Origin of the sequence: Shewanella sp. JNE2, from assembly GCF_023159115.1 — a bacterium.
In the GTDB taxonomy this organism is placed as follows: Bacteria; Pseudomonadota; Gammaproteobacteria; order Enterobacterales; family Shewanellaceae; genus Shewanella; species Shewanella putrefaciens.
In genome coordinates this window covers 2,745,872-2,763,544 of sequence record NZ_CP096169.1, presented here as the reverse complement: position 1 = coordinate 2,763,544, position 17,673 = coordinate 2,745,872, and the positions used below count along the sequence as shown (strand labels likewise).

General features: G+C 44.3%; 12 protein-coding genes. 10 read left to right on the top strand and 2 right to left on the bottom strand.

Going from position 1 to position 17,673, the window contains the following annotated elements; all coding sequences use genetic code 11:
- Positions 1 to 14 precede the first annotated feature (14 nt).
- From MZ182_RS12270 to purF, 6 genes are all read left to right on the top strand, one after another.
- Positions 15 to 3,305 carry a FimV/HubP family polar landmark protein gene (locus tag MZ182_RS12270; protein WP_248067076.1) on the top strand — a complete coding sequence of 1,097 codons (3,291 nt, stop codon included), beginning with the start codon at positions 15 to 17 and terminating at the stop codon, positions 3,303 to 3,305.
- A gap of 102 nt (positions 3,306 to 3,407) precedes the next feature.
- Positions 3,408 to 4,193, top strand: coding sequence for a tRNA pseudouridine(38-40) synthase TruA (gene truA, locus MZ182_RS12265; protein ID WP_011919520.1), 786 nt, complete (start codon positions 3,408 to 3,410; stop codon positions 4,191 to 4,193).
- Between the two features lie 69 nt (positions 4,194 to 4,262).
- Positions 4,263 to 5,534: a bifunctional tetrahydrofolate synthase/dihydrofolate synthase gene (folC, locus tag MZ182_RS12260; RefSeq protein ID WP_248067077.1), complete on the top strand. Its 1,272-nt coding sequence runs from the start codon at positions 4,263 to 4,265 to the stop codon at positions 5,532 to 5,534.
- On the top strand, positions 5,527 to 6,297 hold the full coding sequence (gene dedD / locus MZ182_RS12255) for a cell division protein DedD (protein ID WP_014610820.1): 771 nt from the start codon (positions 5,527 to 5,529) through the stop codon (positions 6,295 to 6,297). Before folC ends, dedD begins: the two co-directional genes overlap by 8 nt.
- 114 nt (positions 6,298 to 6,411) lie before the next feature.
- Positions 6,412 to 6,900 (top strand): CvpA family protein, encoded by a 489-nt coding sequence (locus MZ182_RS12250; RefSeq protein ID WP_011788908.1) that lies wholly within the window; start codon positions 6,412 to 6,414, stop codon positions 6,898 to 6,900.
- A 131-nt stretch (positions 6,901 to 7,031) separates the two neighbouring features.
- A complete protein-coding gene (purF, locus tag MZ182_RS12245) occupies positions 7,032 to 8,546 on the top strand; it encodes an amidophosphoribosyltransferase (RefSeq protein ID WP_011788909.1) in 1,515 nt (504 codons plus the stop codon).
- Positions 8,547 to 8,649: 103 nt separating this feature from the next.
- On the opposite strand, the gene MZ182_RS12240 is transcribed toward purF, so the two are convergent.
- On the bottom strand, positions 8,650 to 8,949 hold the full coding sequence (locus MZ182_RS12240) for a hypothetical protein (RefSeq protein WP_115014344.1): 300 nt from the start codon (positions 8,947 to 8,949) through the stop codon (positions 8,650 to 8,652).
- 162 nt (positions 8,950 to 9,111) lie between these two features.
- Here MZ182_RS12240 and MZ182_RS12235 point away from each other — a divergent pair, with 162 nt between their 5' ends.
- Together MZ182_RS12235 and MZ182_RS12230 are read left to right on the top strand one after the other, a co-directional pair.
- A complete protein-coding gene (locus MZ182_RS12235; RefSeq protein WP_248067078.1) occupies positions 9,112 to 11,190 on the top strand; it encodes a DNA topoisomerase III in 2,079 nt (692 codons plus the stop codon).
- A 248-nt stretch (positions 11,191 to 11,438) separates the two neighbouring features.
- Entirely contained in the window at positions 11,439 to 12,608 is a 1,170-nt protein-coding gene (locus tag MZ182_RS12230) for a porin (protein WP_248067079.1), read from the top strand.
- A gap of 117 nt (positions 12,609 to 12,725) precedes the next feature.
- Here MZ182_RS12230 and MZ182_RS12225 read toward each other — a convergent pair whose 3' ends face one another.
- Positions 12,726 to 14,252: a sigma-54 interaction domain-containing protein gene (locus MZ182_RS12225; protein ID WP_248067080.1), complete on the bottom strand. Its 1,527-nt coding sequence runs from the start codon at positions 14,250 to 14,252 to the stop codon at positions 12,726 to 12,728.
- Positions 14,253 to 14,417: 165 nt separating this feature from the next.
- Between MZ182_RS12225 and MZ182_RS12220 the strand changes: the two genes are divergently transcribed.
- Positions 14,418 to 15,971 carry a flavocytochrome c gene (locus MZ182_RS12220; protein WP_011788913.1) on the top strand — a complete coding sequence of 518 codons (1,554 nt, stop codon included), beginning with the start codon at positions 14,418 to 14,420 and terminating at the stop codon, positions 15,969 to 15,971.
- Between the two features lie 40 nt (positions 15,972 to 16,011).
- Entirely contained in the window at positions 16,012 to 17,649 is a 1,638-nt protein-coding gene (locus MZ182_RS12215; protein ID WP_248067081.1) for an HAL/PAL/TAL family ammonia-lyase, read from the top strand.
- The last annotated feature ends 24 nt before the right edge of the window (positions 17,650 to 17,673 follow it).

The window sequence follows — 17,673 nt, the reverse complement described above, 5'->3', positions numbered from 1 at the left end:
AAAGGGAAGGATTGATGAAATTTCGCACTTCGTATCTTGTCGGTCTAATGGCCACTGTTTTAGCTGTTTCTTCTACTGCTTATTTTATTGATCCCGCTGTTGCTGCAGATACGCCTAAAGTAAAACCTTTAAAAATCATGGGGCCAGACGGACAGATCCGTCAAGTTAATCAACAATATGGTCCAACGACCTCAAAAGACACTTTTTGGAGTATTGCACAAAAAGTCCGCCCCGATGCGAGTGTGAGTGTCTATCAAGTTATGGCTGCTTTATTTGAAGCCAACCCCCACGCCTTTAACTCTGATAATTACAACAGCCTTGAGCGTGGCATGATTTTGCTTATTCCTTCGAAAGAAGTCATGCTTGCCATTCCCAATAGTGTGGCAATTGCTCGTGCTGAACGTGATGATAAGTTAGCGCGTGCAGGCGTAAAATCTCCAGCTAAGACAACCACTCCTCGCGCTAAAGAACCTAACACCACGAAAGCCATTACGCAGACATCACCTGTCGTTGCTCCTGTTGTTAAGGTTGAACCTAAAACTGAGCTTAAGGTTGAACCTAAAGTTGAGCCAAAGTCTGAACCTGTTGAATCTAAACAGGATGCTGTGGCAAAAACAGCCACTGTGGTTAAGTCTGAACCTAAAATGTTGAGTTCGGATGTCAATGCACGCCTAGAGGCTGCGGAGCGGAAAACCCTCTCTTTGACCGATGAATTAGCTCGAACCCAAGATCAACTCTCAGTTCGTAACTCGGATGTTGAAGCATTAAAAGCTAAGGTTGAAGAATTAAATCAACAAATTGCGGTACTTGAAGAAACGCTTCTCGCTAGTAAGCAGCAGAACCAAGCGTTAAAAGCAGAAGTGGAAGCGGCACAATCCGCTGATGTTGTTTCCGTTTCTGAACCCGATATGCCAATAGAGCCAGATGACTTATGGCGGAAGATTATCAATAATCCTGCAATGTTAATTGCAGCCGCAGTAATACCAGCGCTACTGATTTTATTACTTGTATTTATGATGCTTCGTCGTAAACGTAATAAAGAGCGCCGTGAGTTAGCGGCGCAACAAGCCGCTATGGCTGCTGGCGCAGGTATGGCGACAGGAGCCAGTATCTTATCGATGGATGAGGATGACCTCCATGATATGGCCATTCATTTAGATACGGATCATGCTGATTCTATAGATAGCTTATTAGATGTTGGCAGTGTAAGCCTGCAACCTGAACAAGGTATGGTTGATAGTGATGAACAGATGAACATCGCCTCTGAAATGTTTATCGATACAGGCAGTACGCAAGCAGAACCACAATTTGAAGAAGACGAAGGTCAATCACTTGATGACCTTTGGGCTGAGGCTATGGGCGATCAAGAGGAGGAATCCGTTGAGGATAAACCCAAATCAGGGAACATTCTTGAGGAGGAAGATCTCGATGCTCTGCTGGCGGGACTTGGCACGGAAGACTCAGCCAATCAAGCCCCTGATGATGTTGATACCTTAGCGAATGTTGCTGAAGCGTCGGTTGATACTGATGATTTTACGGATATTGAAACTCCGGAGAACAATGATGCAAGCATTGATTTAGGCGCTGAAATTGCCGCAGAACTGGATGCTGAGTTAGATGATCTTGATATCGATAACAATGATGATATCGATGCGTTACTTGCCGATTTCGATAAACTTACACCTTCAGAACAGGCTGCTGATCTTGGTGAGGAAATTGCCGCAGAACTCGACAGTGATCTTGAGTCTTTGGGGGTAGAAGAGATTGATGATATTGATGCCTTATTGGCGGATTTTGATAAGCCTACCGCCCCTGAACCCGATTTACGCGATGAAATTGCTGCTGAATTAGATGAAGAACTGAATGATATTGCAGTAGTCGATACCGAGGATATTGATACCTTACTTGCTGGGTTTGATGAGCCAGCCAGTGCTGCTGTATCTGTGGATGATGACGTTGCCCAAGAAATCGCTGCTGAGCTCGAAGATGAACTCGATACCAATTTGTCAGCCACCGATGATGATCTCGAACAGCTTCTTGCCGAATTTGATATGCAAGATGAAGACGATATTGCTCCCCATAGCGGTATATTTTCAGAAACGGGAACAGTCGATACACCAAGTATTGCCGATAATCGCGGCATGCATGATGAGATTGCCGAAGAACTCGAAGCATCATTACCCGAAGATCTTTCAGATTCAGAAGATGATCTTGATGCACTTTTAGCTGAGTTTGATGTTCCAGAACAGGGAGAAGCTGACAGTGATGATTTCAACTTTGATATAGAAACGACGCCGCTTGATACTCAAGAAAGTCCTACAGATGAAGATAATTTACTCAAAGGGATTGGAGCTAGCCACGCGCTTGACGGCACTGATGATACTTTTACCTTAGTAGAAGACCTCAGTGATAATATCGATGCGACTGCCGAAGACGCAAAATTCACCGGTTTCAATAGTGATGATGTTAATTCCGATGCTCTGACTACAGCGGCGCTGGCCGCTACGGTTGCTGCAGCAGCGAGTGCTAAGGAAAAAGAATCCTCTTTCTTCAATGATTTAAAAGCAAATAAGAGTAAAGAACCCCACGTGCTGGATTGGGATACAGAGCTTGATTTTGCGTCTACATCCCCAGAGCCTAAGGTTAATATCACACCAACCCTCGATGAGTCGATGGATGCGAGTTTAGATGCACCAGTGATTGCTAAGTCGAGCGCGCTTGATTTTCCATCAGAAACCACTAGGGCTGAGCCTAAAATTGACTTTAATCTTGATGATGATCTCGATTTAAGCACAGATCTTGATCTGAGTGATGACAGTGTTCTTGCGGCATTTACCGCAAATACCGATTTTGATGACGATGATATATTAACGACCGAAGATAGCTTTGCCCTCGATGATGAACATACTCTGACGGTCGATGAAGCCTTAGCCGCATTGGATGCGCAGGAATCCCGTCAATCAAAAAAATTAGTGCCAGAGCACGATTTGACCAACTTCCAGAATGAAAATGGTTTTATTGATATCGATAAATTACTTAACGATGCGGAGCAAGATCGCTCCGATATAGATCTCTATCCTGAAGTTGACATTGAGATGAGTGACGTTGGTGCCTTACTTGGCGATGCCGCTATGATTGATGTCGATGATGAAGAAAACTCGGTCAGTGCCAAACTGGATTTAGCCCGTGCTTATATTGAAATTGACGACAGTGATAGTGCAAAAGCATTGCTCAAAGAAGTGCAAATAGATGGTAATGAACACCAACAGGATGAGGCCGGACGTTTACTAAAAGAGATTAGTTAATCTCGATTAACCGAGTTTCAATCTAACGGCGCTTCGGGCGCCGTTTTTTTTAAGGGATGCTGTGATAAAATGCGCCGCTAAATTCATTGTGAGGGTGTGTGGATGCGAATTGCATTAGGTATTGAATATGATGGCAGTGGTTATTTTGGTTGGCAACGTCAGGCCGAAGTCGATTCAGTACAAGGGCAATTAGAGCGTGCTTTATCGATAGTGGCAAATGAACCTATAGGGTTATTTTGTGCCGGACGTACTGATGCGGGTGTGCATGCCACAGGCCAAGTGGTGCATTTTGATACGAATGCAATCCGAAATGAAGGCGCTTGGACTTTAGGGGTAAATGCTAATTTACCTGATAATATTGCCGTACGTTGGGTCAAGGAAGTCGACGACAGTTTTCATGCGCGCTTTTCGGCCACCGCCAGACGCTACCGTTATGTGATTTATAATCACAGTTTTCGCCCTGGGATTTTACGCCATGGTGTAAGCCATTATCACGGTAATATTGATGCCGACAAAATGCACCAAGCGGCGCAGGTACTTTTGGGTGAGCAGGATTTTACCAGTTTTCGCGCGGTGCAGTGTCAGTCGAAAACACCGTTTCGTAATGTGCATTGCGTCAATGTTACGCGCCAAGGCATGTATGTGATTGTCGATATCGCCGCCAATGCTTTCTTGCATCATATGGTGCGTAATATCGTCGGTTCATTGTTAGAAATCGGTCTAGGTAATCAGCCACTGACTTGGATGGGTGATTTGCTCGCGTTAAAAGATAGAAACCAAGCCGCAGCAACGGCTAAACCTCATGGACTCTATCTAGTTGATGTGACTTATCCAGAACAATATCAATTGCCTAAGCTCGCGCTTGGGCCATTATTTATGTTGGATTAATGTCGTTGGGATAATTAGACCAATATCTGAATATGATTATCGAGCGTGATTAAAGGAAGGAAATAACAGATGCTAACAGCCCCCGCGTCAAATGCAGCACTGGAACAGTGGTTGGATTATTTGTTGTCCATTCATCCAAGTGAAATCGATATGGGGTTAACCCGTGTCGCTAAGGTCGCGCAAATTCTCAATCTTTTGGATTTAGGTCAAACCAAAATAGTGACAGTGGCGGGAACGAACGGTAAAGGCACCACTTGTGCCATGCTCGAAAATATTCTGCGTTTATCTGGCTTAACCGTCGGTGTATATAGCTCGCCGCACATGCTGAAGTACAATGAACGAGTGCGAATCAATGGTAGCGATGCCAGTGACGGTGCTTTTGTTGCGGCATTTGAGCAAATTGAAGCCGCACGCGGCGATATTTCTCTGACCTTTTTTGAATACGCTACGCTTGCAGGCTTGATACTCTTTAAAGCGGCAAAGCTTGACGTGGTTATTTTAGAGGTCGGTTTAGGTGGGCGTTTAGATGCCACTAATATTATCGATGCCGATATCAGTGTGGTCACGTCAGTCGACTTAGATCATGAAAGTTATTTAGGTAATACCCGTGAGCTTGTGGGCCGTGAAAAGGCAGGTATTTTCCGCTGTGGTAAACCTGCGATTGTGGGGGAGCCTAACTTGCCACACACAGTTAATGAAGTCGCCAATGAGGTGGGCGCAATCTTATATCGCGTTGGCAACGAGTTCAGTTATCAAGTCCATGGCAAGCTGTGGGATTTTAAAGGCCAAGTGCTCAAACTGCACGATTTAGCGTTACCCGCTTTGCCATTACCTAATGCGGCGACTGTATTGGCTGTGATTGAACAGGGGTGGCCGAATATCGCGCCTGCTGTTATTGCAGAGGGGATTAACTCGGCTCGCTTAACGGGTCGACTGGAACGGGTGAGTGAGCAACCGTTAGTGCTACTCGATGTGGCTCATAATCCCCATGCGGCGCGGTTTTTGGTACAACAGTTAGCATCATTGGTTGTGGGTAAGCGCGTCTTTGCCCTTTGCGGTATGTTGAAGGATAAAGATGTCGCGGGTGTATTACCTGTGGTTGATCCTTTAGTGGATACTTGGTATTTAGTCAGCTTGCATGGTGAACGTGGGGCGAGTGCAAGCCAATTACGTAAAACCTTAGCCGCAGAGGCTAATGCGTTTGAATTTGAGGGAATAGATGCCGCTTGGTCGGCATTAAAAGCGCAAATTAGCCCTGATGATGTGGTAATTGTGTTTGGCTCCTTTTACACTGTGGCAGGATTTAAATCTCTATTTAAGCAGGATGTCAGTTTTGTCTAGCCAGTTTCATAATCGTTTAGTCGGCACTGTGGTGCTGGTCGCCCTCGGGGTGATATTTTTACCGGATATTTTGGACGGCAAAAAAGAGCGTCAAGAAGAGCAGTTTGCAGAAATCCCTTTGCGCCCCCCTCTCGTTGAGCAGCGGAAAAATGCCGATGATATGTTTGAGGTGCTATCGACCAAAGAGGTCGTGGCACTTGAAGGGGAAGACGCTGTTGGTACTCATTCAAGCAGTGACGAAGCTTTGTTAGCGCAAGCGGTTAAAACAGAACCAGCAACATCTGTTCCTGCTAAGGAGGTCGTTAAACAAGATACGTCTAAACCGGAAAATAAGCCTGAGCCAACGAAATCCGAGCCTAAGAAAGAGCCTGCTAAATCGGCTGTGGCTAAGTCTGAACCCGTGAAAAAGCCTGAGGTCAAATCGACCACAGTTGCAAAGACAGAAAAGCCTAAAGCTGAAACGGCAAAAACCACTAAAGATGATGGTATTAAAGTCGTGAGCCGCGACTCGATTAAACCAGGACTAACCTTACAATTAGGCGCTTTTAGCAATGCCGCTAACGTCAAAGCATTGGTTGCACAGCTACGTAAAAATGGTTTTAAAGCGTACACTATTCCAGACACTCCAAGGGATGGCGTATTAACCAAAGTCTTTGTTGGTCCCGATGTCTCTGAAGCCAAATTGAAGAAAATGTTAGAAGATATTGAAAGCCTTACTGGCTTAAAAGGGCGGATTGTCCCTTTTAATCCTCTGGAATCTTAATGGCGATAACCCCCTTGAGACTGAAAATAATTTATTTACCCTCTAGGGGTGAGAATCATTTCAGTCTCTGGTAGAATCGCGCCGTCTTAAAGCCCATGTCGGAAAGCCATCTCAATGGTTTGGATTGATTACGCTATCATATTCGTCATCGGATTATCGACTCTTATCAGTCTGATCCGTGGATTTGCCAAAGAAGCCATGTCCTTAGTGGTATGGTTTGCGGCTTTCTTTGTTGCCAGCCAGTTTTATCAAGATCTTGCCGTTCATTTAACCCAAATGAACGATGAAATGCTGCGTAATGGTGTATCCATTGCCATCCTCTTTATTACCACCTTGATACTCGGCGCCTTAGTCAATTACATCCTTGGGCAACTAGTTGTTAAAACAGGATTATCTGGCACTGACAGACTCTTAGGTCTGTGTTTCGGTGCCATTAGAGGTGCGCTTATTGTTAGCGCCTTGTTGTTTTTTATGGATGCTTTCACAGGTTCTCCCAACGCCCAATGGTGGAAGGATTCTGTGCTAGTGCCCGAATTTGGCGTTGTTATTCAATGGTTTTTTAACTATTTGGAAAACACCTCCAGCTTTGTACCCAAAATATAAAAAAGACAATAAATTTATCCTAATTGATGAATATAAACCTAAGTCAAAATGTCTATTCAACGTCATTTATCTTTTTGCTTATATTTCAACATGAAAGGACATAGAACATCTTACAATGAGGAAGCTTACCCATGTGTGGTATCGTCGGAATAGTTGGCCAATCATCGGTTAATCAGACCATTTATGATGCACTGACCGTGCTTCAGCACAGAGGTCAGGATGCGGCAGGTATTGTGACCGTTGATCGTGGTGCTTTCAGACTACGTAAAGCCAACGGTCTGGTAAAAGATGTATTTGAAGTCAAGCATATGCAGCGCTTACAGGGCAATGCAGGGATTGGCCATGTACGTTATCCAACTGCGGGCAGTTCAAGCGCATCAGAAGCGCAGCCTTTCTATGTTAACTCGCCATTTGGGATTTCATTAGCCCACAACGGTAACTTAACCAACACAGTCGAATTAGCCGAAGGGCTGATTAAAAAACGTCGTCATGTGAATACCACCTCAGATTCTGAAGTGTTATTAAATCTCTTGGCGGATGAGCTGCAAAAAACCACGAGTTTGACTCTGACGTCGGAAGAAGTGTTCGATGCGGTCGCGAATGTGCACCAGCAAGCCCGTGGTGCCTACGCTGTGGTTGCCATGATTATTGGCCAAGGCTTAGTCGCGTTTCGTGATCCATTTGGTATTCGTCCTTTGGTGTTAGGTAAGCACGAAACTGCTACTGGCACTGAATACATGGTCGCTTCAGAAAGTGTGGCACTCGATGCCGTTGGCTTTGAAGTGATGCGTGATGTCGCGCCGGGTGAAGCGATTTATGTGTCAATTGACGGCCAGCTGTATACCCGTCAATGCGCGGCAGAACCGAGCTATGCGCCTTGTATCTTCGAATTCGTTTATTTTGCCCGTCCAGATTCGACTATCGACAAAGTGTCTGTGTATGCAAGTCGTGTCAACATGGGCGCTAAGCTTGGCGAGAAGATTAAGAAGGAATGGTACGATCACGATATCGATGTGGTGATCCCTATTCCTGAAACCTCCTGCGATATCGCGCTGGAAATTGCCCGTTGCATGGACTTACCGTACCGCCAAGGTTTTGTGAAAAACCGTTATATTGGCCGTACCTTCATTATGCCTGGTCAACAGGAACGTAAGAAATCAGTGCGCCGTAAACTCAATGCAATCAACACTGAGTTTAAAGGTAAAAATGTACTGTTAGTGGATGACTCTATCGTTCGCGGGACGACCTCTGAGCAGATCATCGAAATGGCTCGTGAAGCGGGTGCTAAGAAAGTGTATTTTGCTTCTGCTGCGCCAGAGATTCGTTTCCCGAACGTGTATGGTATCGACATGCCGACCTCGAATGAGCTGATCGCCCATGGACGTGATGCCGATGAAATCGCTAAACTGATTGGTGCAGATGGTATTATTTTCCAAAATCTGTCTGATCTAGTTGAAGCGGTGAGAATGGAAAACCCTGAGATTAAACGCTTCGAGACCTCAGTATTCGATGGTCACTATATTACCAATGACGTTGATCAAGCGTATTTAGATCACTTAACGCAACTGCGTAACGATGATGCAAAAGCGGATCGTAATAAAGATATTGGTACTAACTTAGAGTTGCATAACGTCTGTCACCCTTAACGGCAAGTGTTAGGCAGATCATGGGCCAGTGATGGATATCACTGGCTTTTTTTATGGTTCTTTAAGCATATTGATTATACCAATCGTATTAAAAACCGGTGATTTATCCCCAGATCCAAAGCAACATCCAAACGCTAAATAGACTGCTTAAGCTATGGCGAGTCACTTGGTGGCGTAGTAATAGTGATAGACTCACCGCAATAGGAATCAATAGAATAACCCACCCAATCAGTGGTATATCAATTAAGCTAAGCTGTCCTAGCCATGAACTCGTAAGTAAACTAATAGCAAGTAGTAATAGGGTATGAAATATAAGTAACTGATTAAATCTTAGGACTAATGCTGTTTTTTCTGCATGAGTGTTGTGTATGTTGTGGATTAATTTTTTTGCTAATGGGTTCATAAATCCTCCTTGTCAATGTGCTCACTCTACACTTTGTTGAGAATTATTCTCAATTGAATTTACAATTTAATAATTGCTTTCCTGTCAGGCTTGCTGTGATTTGCACTTAGAAGGACTTTGAGCTAGATTGTACTGTAATTATATCCAGTGTTTGGTGTTTGTATGATCCTCTATATCGCAGAAAAACCTAGCCTAGGGCGGGCCATTGCCGATGTATTGCCTAAACCCCATAAAAAAGGCGATGGATTTATCGAAGCCGCTAATGGCGATTGCGTGTCTTGGTGTGTCGGTCACTTGCTCGAACAAGCAGAACCTGATGCCTATAATCCTGAATTTAAAGCATGGAAATTTGAACACCTACCTATAGTGCCAGAGAAGTGGCAACTAAAACCTAAGGCTGCAACCCGCAGTCAACTCACAGTGCTTAAACGATTAGTTAAACAAGCGAGTATGCTGGTTAATGCGGGTGATCCCGACCGTGAAGGGCAGTTACTCGTGGATGAAGTGATTGCCTATCTTGGTGTGACGGGGGACAAGCTACATCAAACCCAGCGTTTACTGATCAGTGACTTAAACCCACAAGCTGTAAAACGGGCTCTAACGCAGCTACGCAGTAATCGCGAGTTTATCCCATTATCTACCTCTGCTTTAGCCCGTAGCCGTGCCGATTGGCTCTATGGTATGAATATGACGCGTGCGTACACCATCCAAGGTAAAAAGGTCGGTTATCAAGGCGTGTTATCCGTCGGCCGAGTACAAACGCCATTGCTTGGGCTAGTGGTGCGCCGTGATGAAGAAATTGCTAATTTTCAGTCTAAGCCTTTTTATGAAGTACTGGCACATTTGGCAATGGACAAGCAGGAAACCTTTAGTGCAAAATGGCAACCGAGTGAAGCATGTTTACCCTATATGGATGAAGAAGGGCGAGTTCTAGCCAGAGGATTAGCACAAAATGTGGTGAGTCGCATCAGCGATAAACCCGCCTTAGTTACTCAATTAGTGGCTAAGGACAAGAAACAGCATCCGCCTTTACCTTACAGTTTATCCGCGTTACAGATTGATGCGGCCAAACGGTTTGGTATGAGTGCTAAGGATGTGCTCGATACCTGCCAAAGTTTGTATGAACGTCATAAACTCATTACTTACCCACGCTCCGACAGTCGTTATTTACCCGTTGAGCAACATAATCTTGCGCCTTCGGTACTTAAAGCGATAAGTGACGGTGCTGCTGAGTTATTGCAAGGTGCTGATGCACCCGATCCCCGTCTTAAATCTAAAGCATGGGATGATAAAAAAGTGGACGCCCACCACGCAATCGTCCCTACCGAGAAAACGGCTAACCTATCGAGCTTAAGCTTGCGGGAAAAACAGCTGTATCTTCATATTGCGCGTCAATATTTAGCGCAGTTTTATCCCGCCTATTGTTATAGTGAAACCACGGTACAAGTGACTATCGAAGGTGGTTTATTTAACACTAAGGCGCGTCAGGATAGGTCCCTCGGCTGGAAGCAACTCTTTGTCCGCCAACAGCCGGGCGATAATAAGTCGACTCAAGAAAGTACAGATAAGGATGATGAGCAGGATGAATTTATCGGCCATTTACCGCCGCTAAAACTTGGGCAGACTTTGCATTGTCTGCGTGGTGAGTTAGTTGAAAAAAATACCCAGCCGCCTAAAGCCTTTACCGATGCGACCCTGCTCAGTGCGATGACGGGTATTAGTCGTTATGTCACTGACCCTGAGATCCGTAAAATTCTTAAAGAAACCGATGGATTGGGTACAGAAGCCACCCGTGCAGGTATTATTGAACTCTTATTTAAACGCGGTTTTTTACAACGCTTAGGTAAATCCATTGTCTCGACAGACGTGGGGAAAGGATTGATTAACAGTTTGCCTTTGAGCGCCACTACGCCGGATATGACAGCACTTTGGGAAGCGAGCTTGAACGGCATTTGTCATAAAGAGACCTCCTATCAAGGATTTATGCAGCCATTGCTTGGCACCTTATCCACACTTATCCAAAATGCGGGAGCACAACCGCCAACCGCGCTTAATGGTTTACAAGGCCAAGGTTATCGTAAGTCGTATTCTAAAAAATCAAGTTCAGCGAAAGGCATAGGTACAACAAAAAACGATGTTTCCAACAAATATGGTTCCAAAAATACTAGTTCTAAAAGTTCGGTAACTCGATCAACCAGTCGTTCAGCTTCTAATAGCCGCAAATCTACAACAGCAGTGTAATGACACACTTGTTGCATACATGTCGTTATTGTCTTTTGATGTAATAACGACATTTAATTTATCTAACGGTATTTAACAACCGATAATCACGATATTTCGAGATTGCCTGATCCGTATCTAAAAAACACCTTGATTTTCAGCTTTCCCTACCTATGGCACATAACCTGCTTAGTATTGATTGTGGAAAATAATATATTAAATAAATCATGTGATTATATGTGATTTTGCTGAATTTTAAGGTAGATAAAATGAAAAAGACATTGCTCGCTTTGATTATTCCAAGCTTATTGTTAACGGGAACATCTCAAGCCGTTGAACTGTATAATGACCAAACTAATAGCGTTAACATGATCGGTTGGTTAGGATTTACCGCGTTAAATGATGGTCATGAAACTTCTGTTATAGATAATTTTTCTCGCGTTGGTTTTCGTTTCGACCGTCAAGAGAAAAATGGCTGGAGCTCCTTTGCCCATACGGAATGGGGTATCAATATGGTGACCAGCGATGACGGCCTTATATACACGCAAGGCCAAGGTGGTGGTCAGTTATCGGCATCCAAAAATTCAGATTTTCTATTCAATCGACTGGGTTATGTTGGGATGTCCCATGAGAAATGGGGAAAGATCAGCTTTGGTAAGCAATGGGGGGCTTACTATGATGTTGCTTACACAACTGATGTGCTCAATGCTTTCACAGGTTGGTCTGTGGGGGCTTATACCTTCGGTGACGGTGGTTTAACAGGAGCTGGACGTGCCGATGCTGCGCTACAATACCGTAATACTTTCGGTAACCTGCATGTCGCAGTACAGTATGCCTCTAAACAAAATAGCGATGTTGCCTTGTACGATGGTAATGGTGCTCCCTTGAAAGATGGTTCGGAATTGAGTTTCGAACCTAGCTATGGTGCAAGTGTAACTTACAACTTTACTGATAAATTTAAAGTGCTAGCGGGATTTAATCGTGGTGATTTTACCGGAAATCTTGCAGGCCAAGAGGTTGATAACACTAACCAAATTATTGGTATTGGCGCCCAATACGGTAGTTTCTATCAATATGCTCCAGGTCGCGATGCTGACGGTTTATACGTAGGTTTTAACGCTCATAAGAGTGAGCAAAACGAATTAGTGGGTGGAGATTTATATGATTCAACTGGAGCTGAGTTTATTGTTGCTTATCAGTATGACAGTGGTTTCGTTCCAACTGTATTACTGACATATCAAGATCTTGATACCGATGAAAATACGGCGGTCCAAGGAAAATGGGCACGCCAATTTGCAGTGCTAGGTCTGCATTATCGTTATAGCCGCGACACAATTATGTACGTTGAGGCCAAAATTGATTTCAGCAACATGGATGATAAAGCTTATGAAGATCTACAAGAAAACAACTATGCGGTGGGAATCCGTTATTTCTTCTAGATCCTATGGTTATCATTAATTTTTCAAAGGTCACCTATGTGACCTTTGTTATTTATGCACTTTGTTAACCGATGTTTTTTATTTTTGTCATAGAACACTCGTTAGCCTTAAAAGAGACTAAACAATCCCCAGTTTCTTCATCTTGCTGCGCAGGGTGTTGGCATTGATATCTAATAACTCAGCGGCACCTCCTGGGCCATAGAGTTTTCCACCTGTAATTCGCAGTGCATGACTAATGTATTTTCTGGTCATAACATCAAGGGGCACAAGTTTATCGCTCGCATAGTTTGGATCTATGATAACGGTTTGATTTGCTTGGGTCGTAATTTCCTTACCCTGATGTGGCACCAGGAAGCTAAAATCTAACGGTCCTGAAGGCTGCTGTATTATCGCCCGTTCGAGTACGTTAATGAGTTCTCTGACATTTCCTGGCCAAGCGTATTGGTTCAGAATATTTAATTGTTCCGGTGCAACTCTTGGTAATTGAGGCAGGTTGAACTTTGAACTCAGTTGCTCGATAAAATGCTGTACGAGTAAAGGAATGTCTGTACGTCTTTGTCTTAATGAAGGAATTTCAATAGGAAAAATGGCTAAGCGATACCAAAGATCTTCCCGAAACACTTCTCTGTGTATCATAGCTTGTAAATTTCTATGGGTGGCAGCCACTATCCGAATATCAAGTTGTACCGCATCGTGTCCACCTACTCGGGTAATACAACTATTTTGAAGTACACGGAGTAATCTAACCTGTGCGGATAATGGTAGTTCACCTATTTCATCGAGAAAGATAGTGCCGCCATTGGCTTGTTCGAAGTAGCCAATTTTACGGGACTCAGCCCCAGTAAATGCTCCTTTTTCATAACCAAAGAGTTCGGAGTCAATCAAAGTATCTGGAATAGCGCCGCAGTTGACCTTGATAAAGGGCTTATCTGAACGTTCCGAAAGTTCGTGAATCGCATTGGCGATCACTTCTTTACCACACCCCGTTTCACCGAGCATTAGCACTGTTGTATTAATCTTGGCAATGGATTGCACTTGCTGCATGACGTGTTTCAAGCCTGAATTGGCCCCCACTACGCCATTTTGCACGTCTAATGTTCTGCGAAGGCTCACATTCTGTTTTGAGAGTGCTTCATTTTCTTTAAGTAAGTTACGTCCGCGTAAATTGAGTGCAGTGATTAAGGCTAATGCATGCATATGCGGAGCAATTAAATCGGCATGACGAGGGCGAAAAACGCCTGTCGTTTTGGCATAAAATCCGACTATCCCAAGGTGGGTATTTTCGATAGACATTCTCAAAATGATCAGCGAACGAATACCGTTGATCACCTTAGGTGCAACTAAAGCTGTGATTGGGTCGTGTTCAATATCATTAACAATTCTCACGCGCGGGCGTTGAGGATCATCTAAGCTCTTAGCCAGTTCTTCAGGGATAGATATTTGCTTATCTAAGGTGCATGATTGGTTAGCATTGACATGAGCAATAAATTGTATGTCATTAAATTGTTTGCGAAAAATATTAATAAATAGCCCATCAATAGGCAGTTCATCCCGAATAAACTCGAAGTAACTTTGCAGGGACTTTTCGAGTTGTAGGCTACTGCATAATCTCAGTGTCGATTCGTGATAAAAGTGTTTTTCCATTGATATTTCATGTTAATCATTAAGTATCGTGATTGTAGATCTTTATATTTCGTGATTCCGTGCCTCCAATCAAAGTTCCCCACTTAATTACCTCTTTTTAGGTGCTTGGCACAGAGCATGCACTTCCATGCTGACAAGTTCCAGCCATTATTGAAGGAAGTAAGCATGAGTAAAACTCAAGATATTGATACAGGCCGTCGGCAGTTGCTAAAAGGTGGGGCCGTGATGGCTGCTGGCTTTGGGGCTGCAATAGCCTTACCTGCAACAGCCAATTGTGGCGTTGCTCCTGAAGTATTTGATGAGATTGTGGATGTATTAGTTGTCGGCAGTGGCTTTGCTGGGATGTCTGCGGCATTACAAGCTAGAGAGGCTGGTGTGAGCGTTATGGTTGTGGACAAGATGCCAGTCTTTGGTGGTAATTCAACTATCAATGGCGGTGCCATGGCTGTAGCGGGTTCTGAGTTGCAGAAACAAGCAGGCATTAAGGATTCTGTCGATGAAATGGTCGCCGATATGATGCGAGCAGGTCGGGGCATGAACGATGTTGAGATGTTAAAACTGGTGTGTAATGGCACGGCTGAATCTTGTCAGTGGTTGATTGAACATGGGGTTAAGTGGAAACCTTTCGTGCAGCATTTTGGTGGACACTCAATACAACGAGTCTTGCAAACAGTTGAAAGTTCAGGGGCTGGCATTATCAGACCGCTGATTAACGCCGCGAGAGATAAAGGCGTGGTGATGAGAAACCAGACCAAGCTCGAAAGCTTTGTGAAAGATCTCGATGGTCGCGTGATTGGGGTCGAAGTTCGTGAAGGTTTTTATTTCCCTAATGAGCGAACCGGTAAAATACGTCGCATAGGCGCGCGCCGTGGTGTTGTTATGGCAACGGGGGGCTTTGGTCGCGATATTGAATATCGCATGATGCAACTACCTGAGTTAAATAACGACTTAGATTCCACCAATCATGCTGGTGCAACTTCAGAAGCTCTAAAGCAAATGATGCTCTTAGGTGCTAACCCTATTCATTTAGACCAAATTCAACTCGGCCCATGGGCATCTCCCGATGAAAAAGGCTTTGGTACCGCATCCCAGTTCAACACGATTGCGACCTATCCTCACGGTATTGTGGTGGATGTGCGCACTGGTGAACGTTTTTTCAATGAACTTGCAGATCGTAAAGCGAGAGCTGACGCCATCATGACTCGCCGTGATGAACATGGTCAGCCTGTTTATCCTATTGGTTTTACTAATGCAGAAGGGGCTAGTAAGGCGCAAACCTTAGATTGGGGACTGAAATATAAGGTGATTAGTAAAGCAGAAACCTTAGATGAACTTGCTGCTATTTATGGTATGCCGGCTAAAGCACTAAAAGCTCAAGTCGCCCGTTGGAACGAAGCGGTAAAAAGTGGTGTTGATAAAGAATTCGCACGTCCTCTGCAAGAAGCCATTGTGCTAGATAAAGGGCCTTGGTATGCCGTTCGTATGTGGCCAAAAGTTCACTATTGTATGGGCGGCGTTAAAGTGAATACCCGATCAGAAGTACTGCATTTAGTCACCAACCAAGCCATTCCAGGGTTGTATGCCGCAGGCGAAGCAACCGGAGGAATTCACGGCGCTAGCCGTTTAGGCGCTTGCGCTGTCGCTGAGGGCGTTGTTACTGGTCGCAACGCAGGCCGAAATTGTGCAGCGGCAAAGGCGGCGGTGCTTAAGCAAGCATAATTAGATTTTATTAAAAATTACAATGTATTGGAGAATGGTAATGAATAAATCAGTGTTGATGGCATCGCTTACTTTAAGTCTACTCTCTGGGAGTGCTTTAGCGATGGAGCACGTTGTCCTCGATGGTAAACATTTAACGCAAGAACAAGCATGGGCAATCGCCGATGGCGCTAAAGTCAAGATTGCATCTCAAGCGAAAACTCAACTCGTTAAAGCTAATAGTTTGTTGATGGAAGCTGCTCGTTTAGGAAAGCCTGTTTATGGTCTTACTGTTGGCGTTGGTTTGAACAAAGATCACAAGTTATTTGATGCCAATGGCAAGTTAAGTGATGAAGTACTTGGGGCATCACGTAACTTTAACTACAGCACTTTTCGAGCCCATAGTGCTGGCGTCGGTGACGCTGCACCGATTCGGTTAACTCGATTAGCCTTGGCGGTACGCTTAAATACTATGCTCGCGGGACAAACAGGGGTGCAACCTGTTGTGGCTGAACTCTATGAGGCATACCTTAACAAAGGGTTAACGCCAGTCATCCCCGCTCAGGGTACTGTAGGTGAAGCGGATATTTTGCTCTCATCCCATGTCGGGTTGGCGATGGTGGGTGAGTGGGAAGTATTCTACAAAGGACAACGTGTTAGCAGTAAAGATGCTATGGCGGATGCCGGAATTACACCACTTGTGCCTATGGGTAAAGATGCACTATCAATTCTGTCTAACAATTCGTTTTCAGTCGCTTATGCGATGCAAGGTTACCGTGAGGCCAAGCAATTACTCTCTATCTCGCCAACACTATTTGGTTTAAGCCTTGAGGGATTAAATGGTAACGTGGCACCATTTTTACCACAAACCAATGATATTCGTCCTTTCCCTTATATTAAAGCCTGCACAAATGACATTCTAAAACAGTTAGATGGCAGTTATTTATGGCAGCTCAATGATGAACGTCCTTTGCAGGATCCACTCAGTTACAGAACAACGGCATACACGTTAGCCAGTGCTGAACAAGCGTTAGCAGAATTGAATGATGTGGTAAATATTCAAATCAATCATTCGGATGATAACCCTGCAGTTATTGTTGGCGCATCAAATGAGTATGCGAAGTTTCCACAGGTTGCTAAGTATATCGTCGAAGGGCAAGGTGGTGTGTTTCCAACCACGAACTTTGAACCTTTGCCTGTTGCATTGGCAGTACAAAACTTGAGTGTCGCTCTGACACATGTATCCCATAACAGTGTTATGCGCACCATCCATTTATCTGATGACCATTTTACTAACTTACCCCGTTTTTTAAGTGCTCCAGGTAATAATGGTCATGCTTTTGGCGCGATTCAAAAAGTGTTTGTAGATATGCAAGTTCGTAATAAACAGTTGGCGACCCCAGTGTCATTTGATGGGATCTCAATTGCGGGGGGAATTGAAGATACTTTCACTAACCTCAAGCTTGCTGCGGACAATTTGATCCAGATTGTTGACAACACACGTGTGATCTACGGTCTAGAGCTGCTGCATTCAAGTCAAGCGATTGATTTACGTAAGTTGGCTACTCCAGATCTTCATTTAGGTAAAGCGACCGAAGCCATGTACAAGGCGTACCGTGAAAAAGTACCTTTTGTAGCTCAAGATCGCCCATTTACGCCTGATATCCAAACTTCAACTGAATTTATCGCAAACTATTAATATGTTATGCGGGGCTGCATGCCC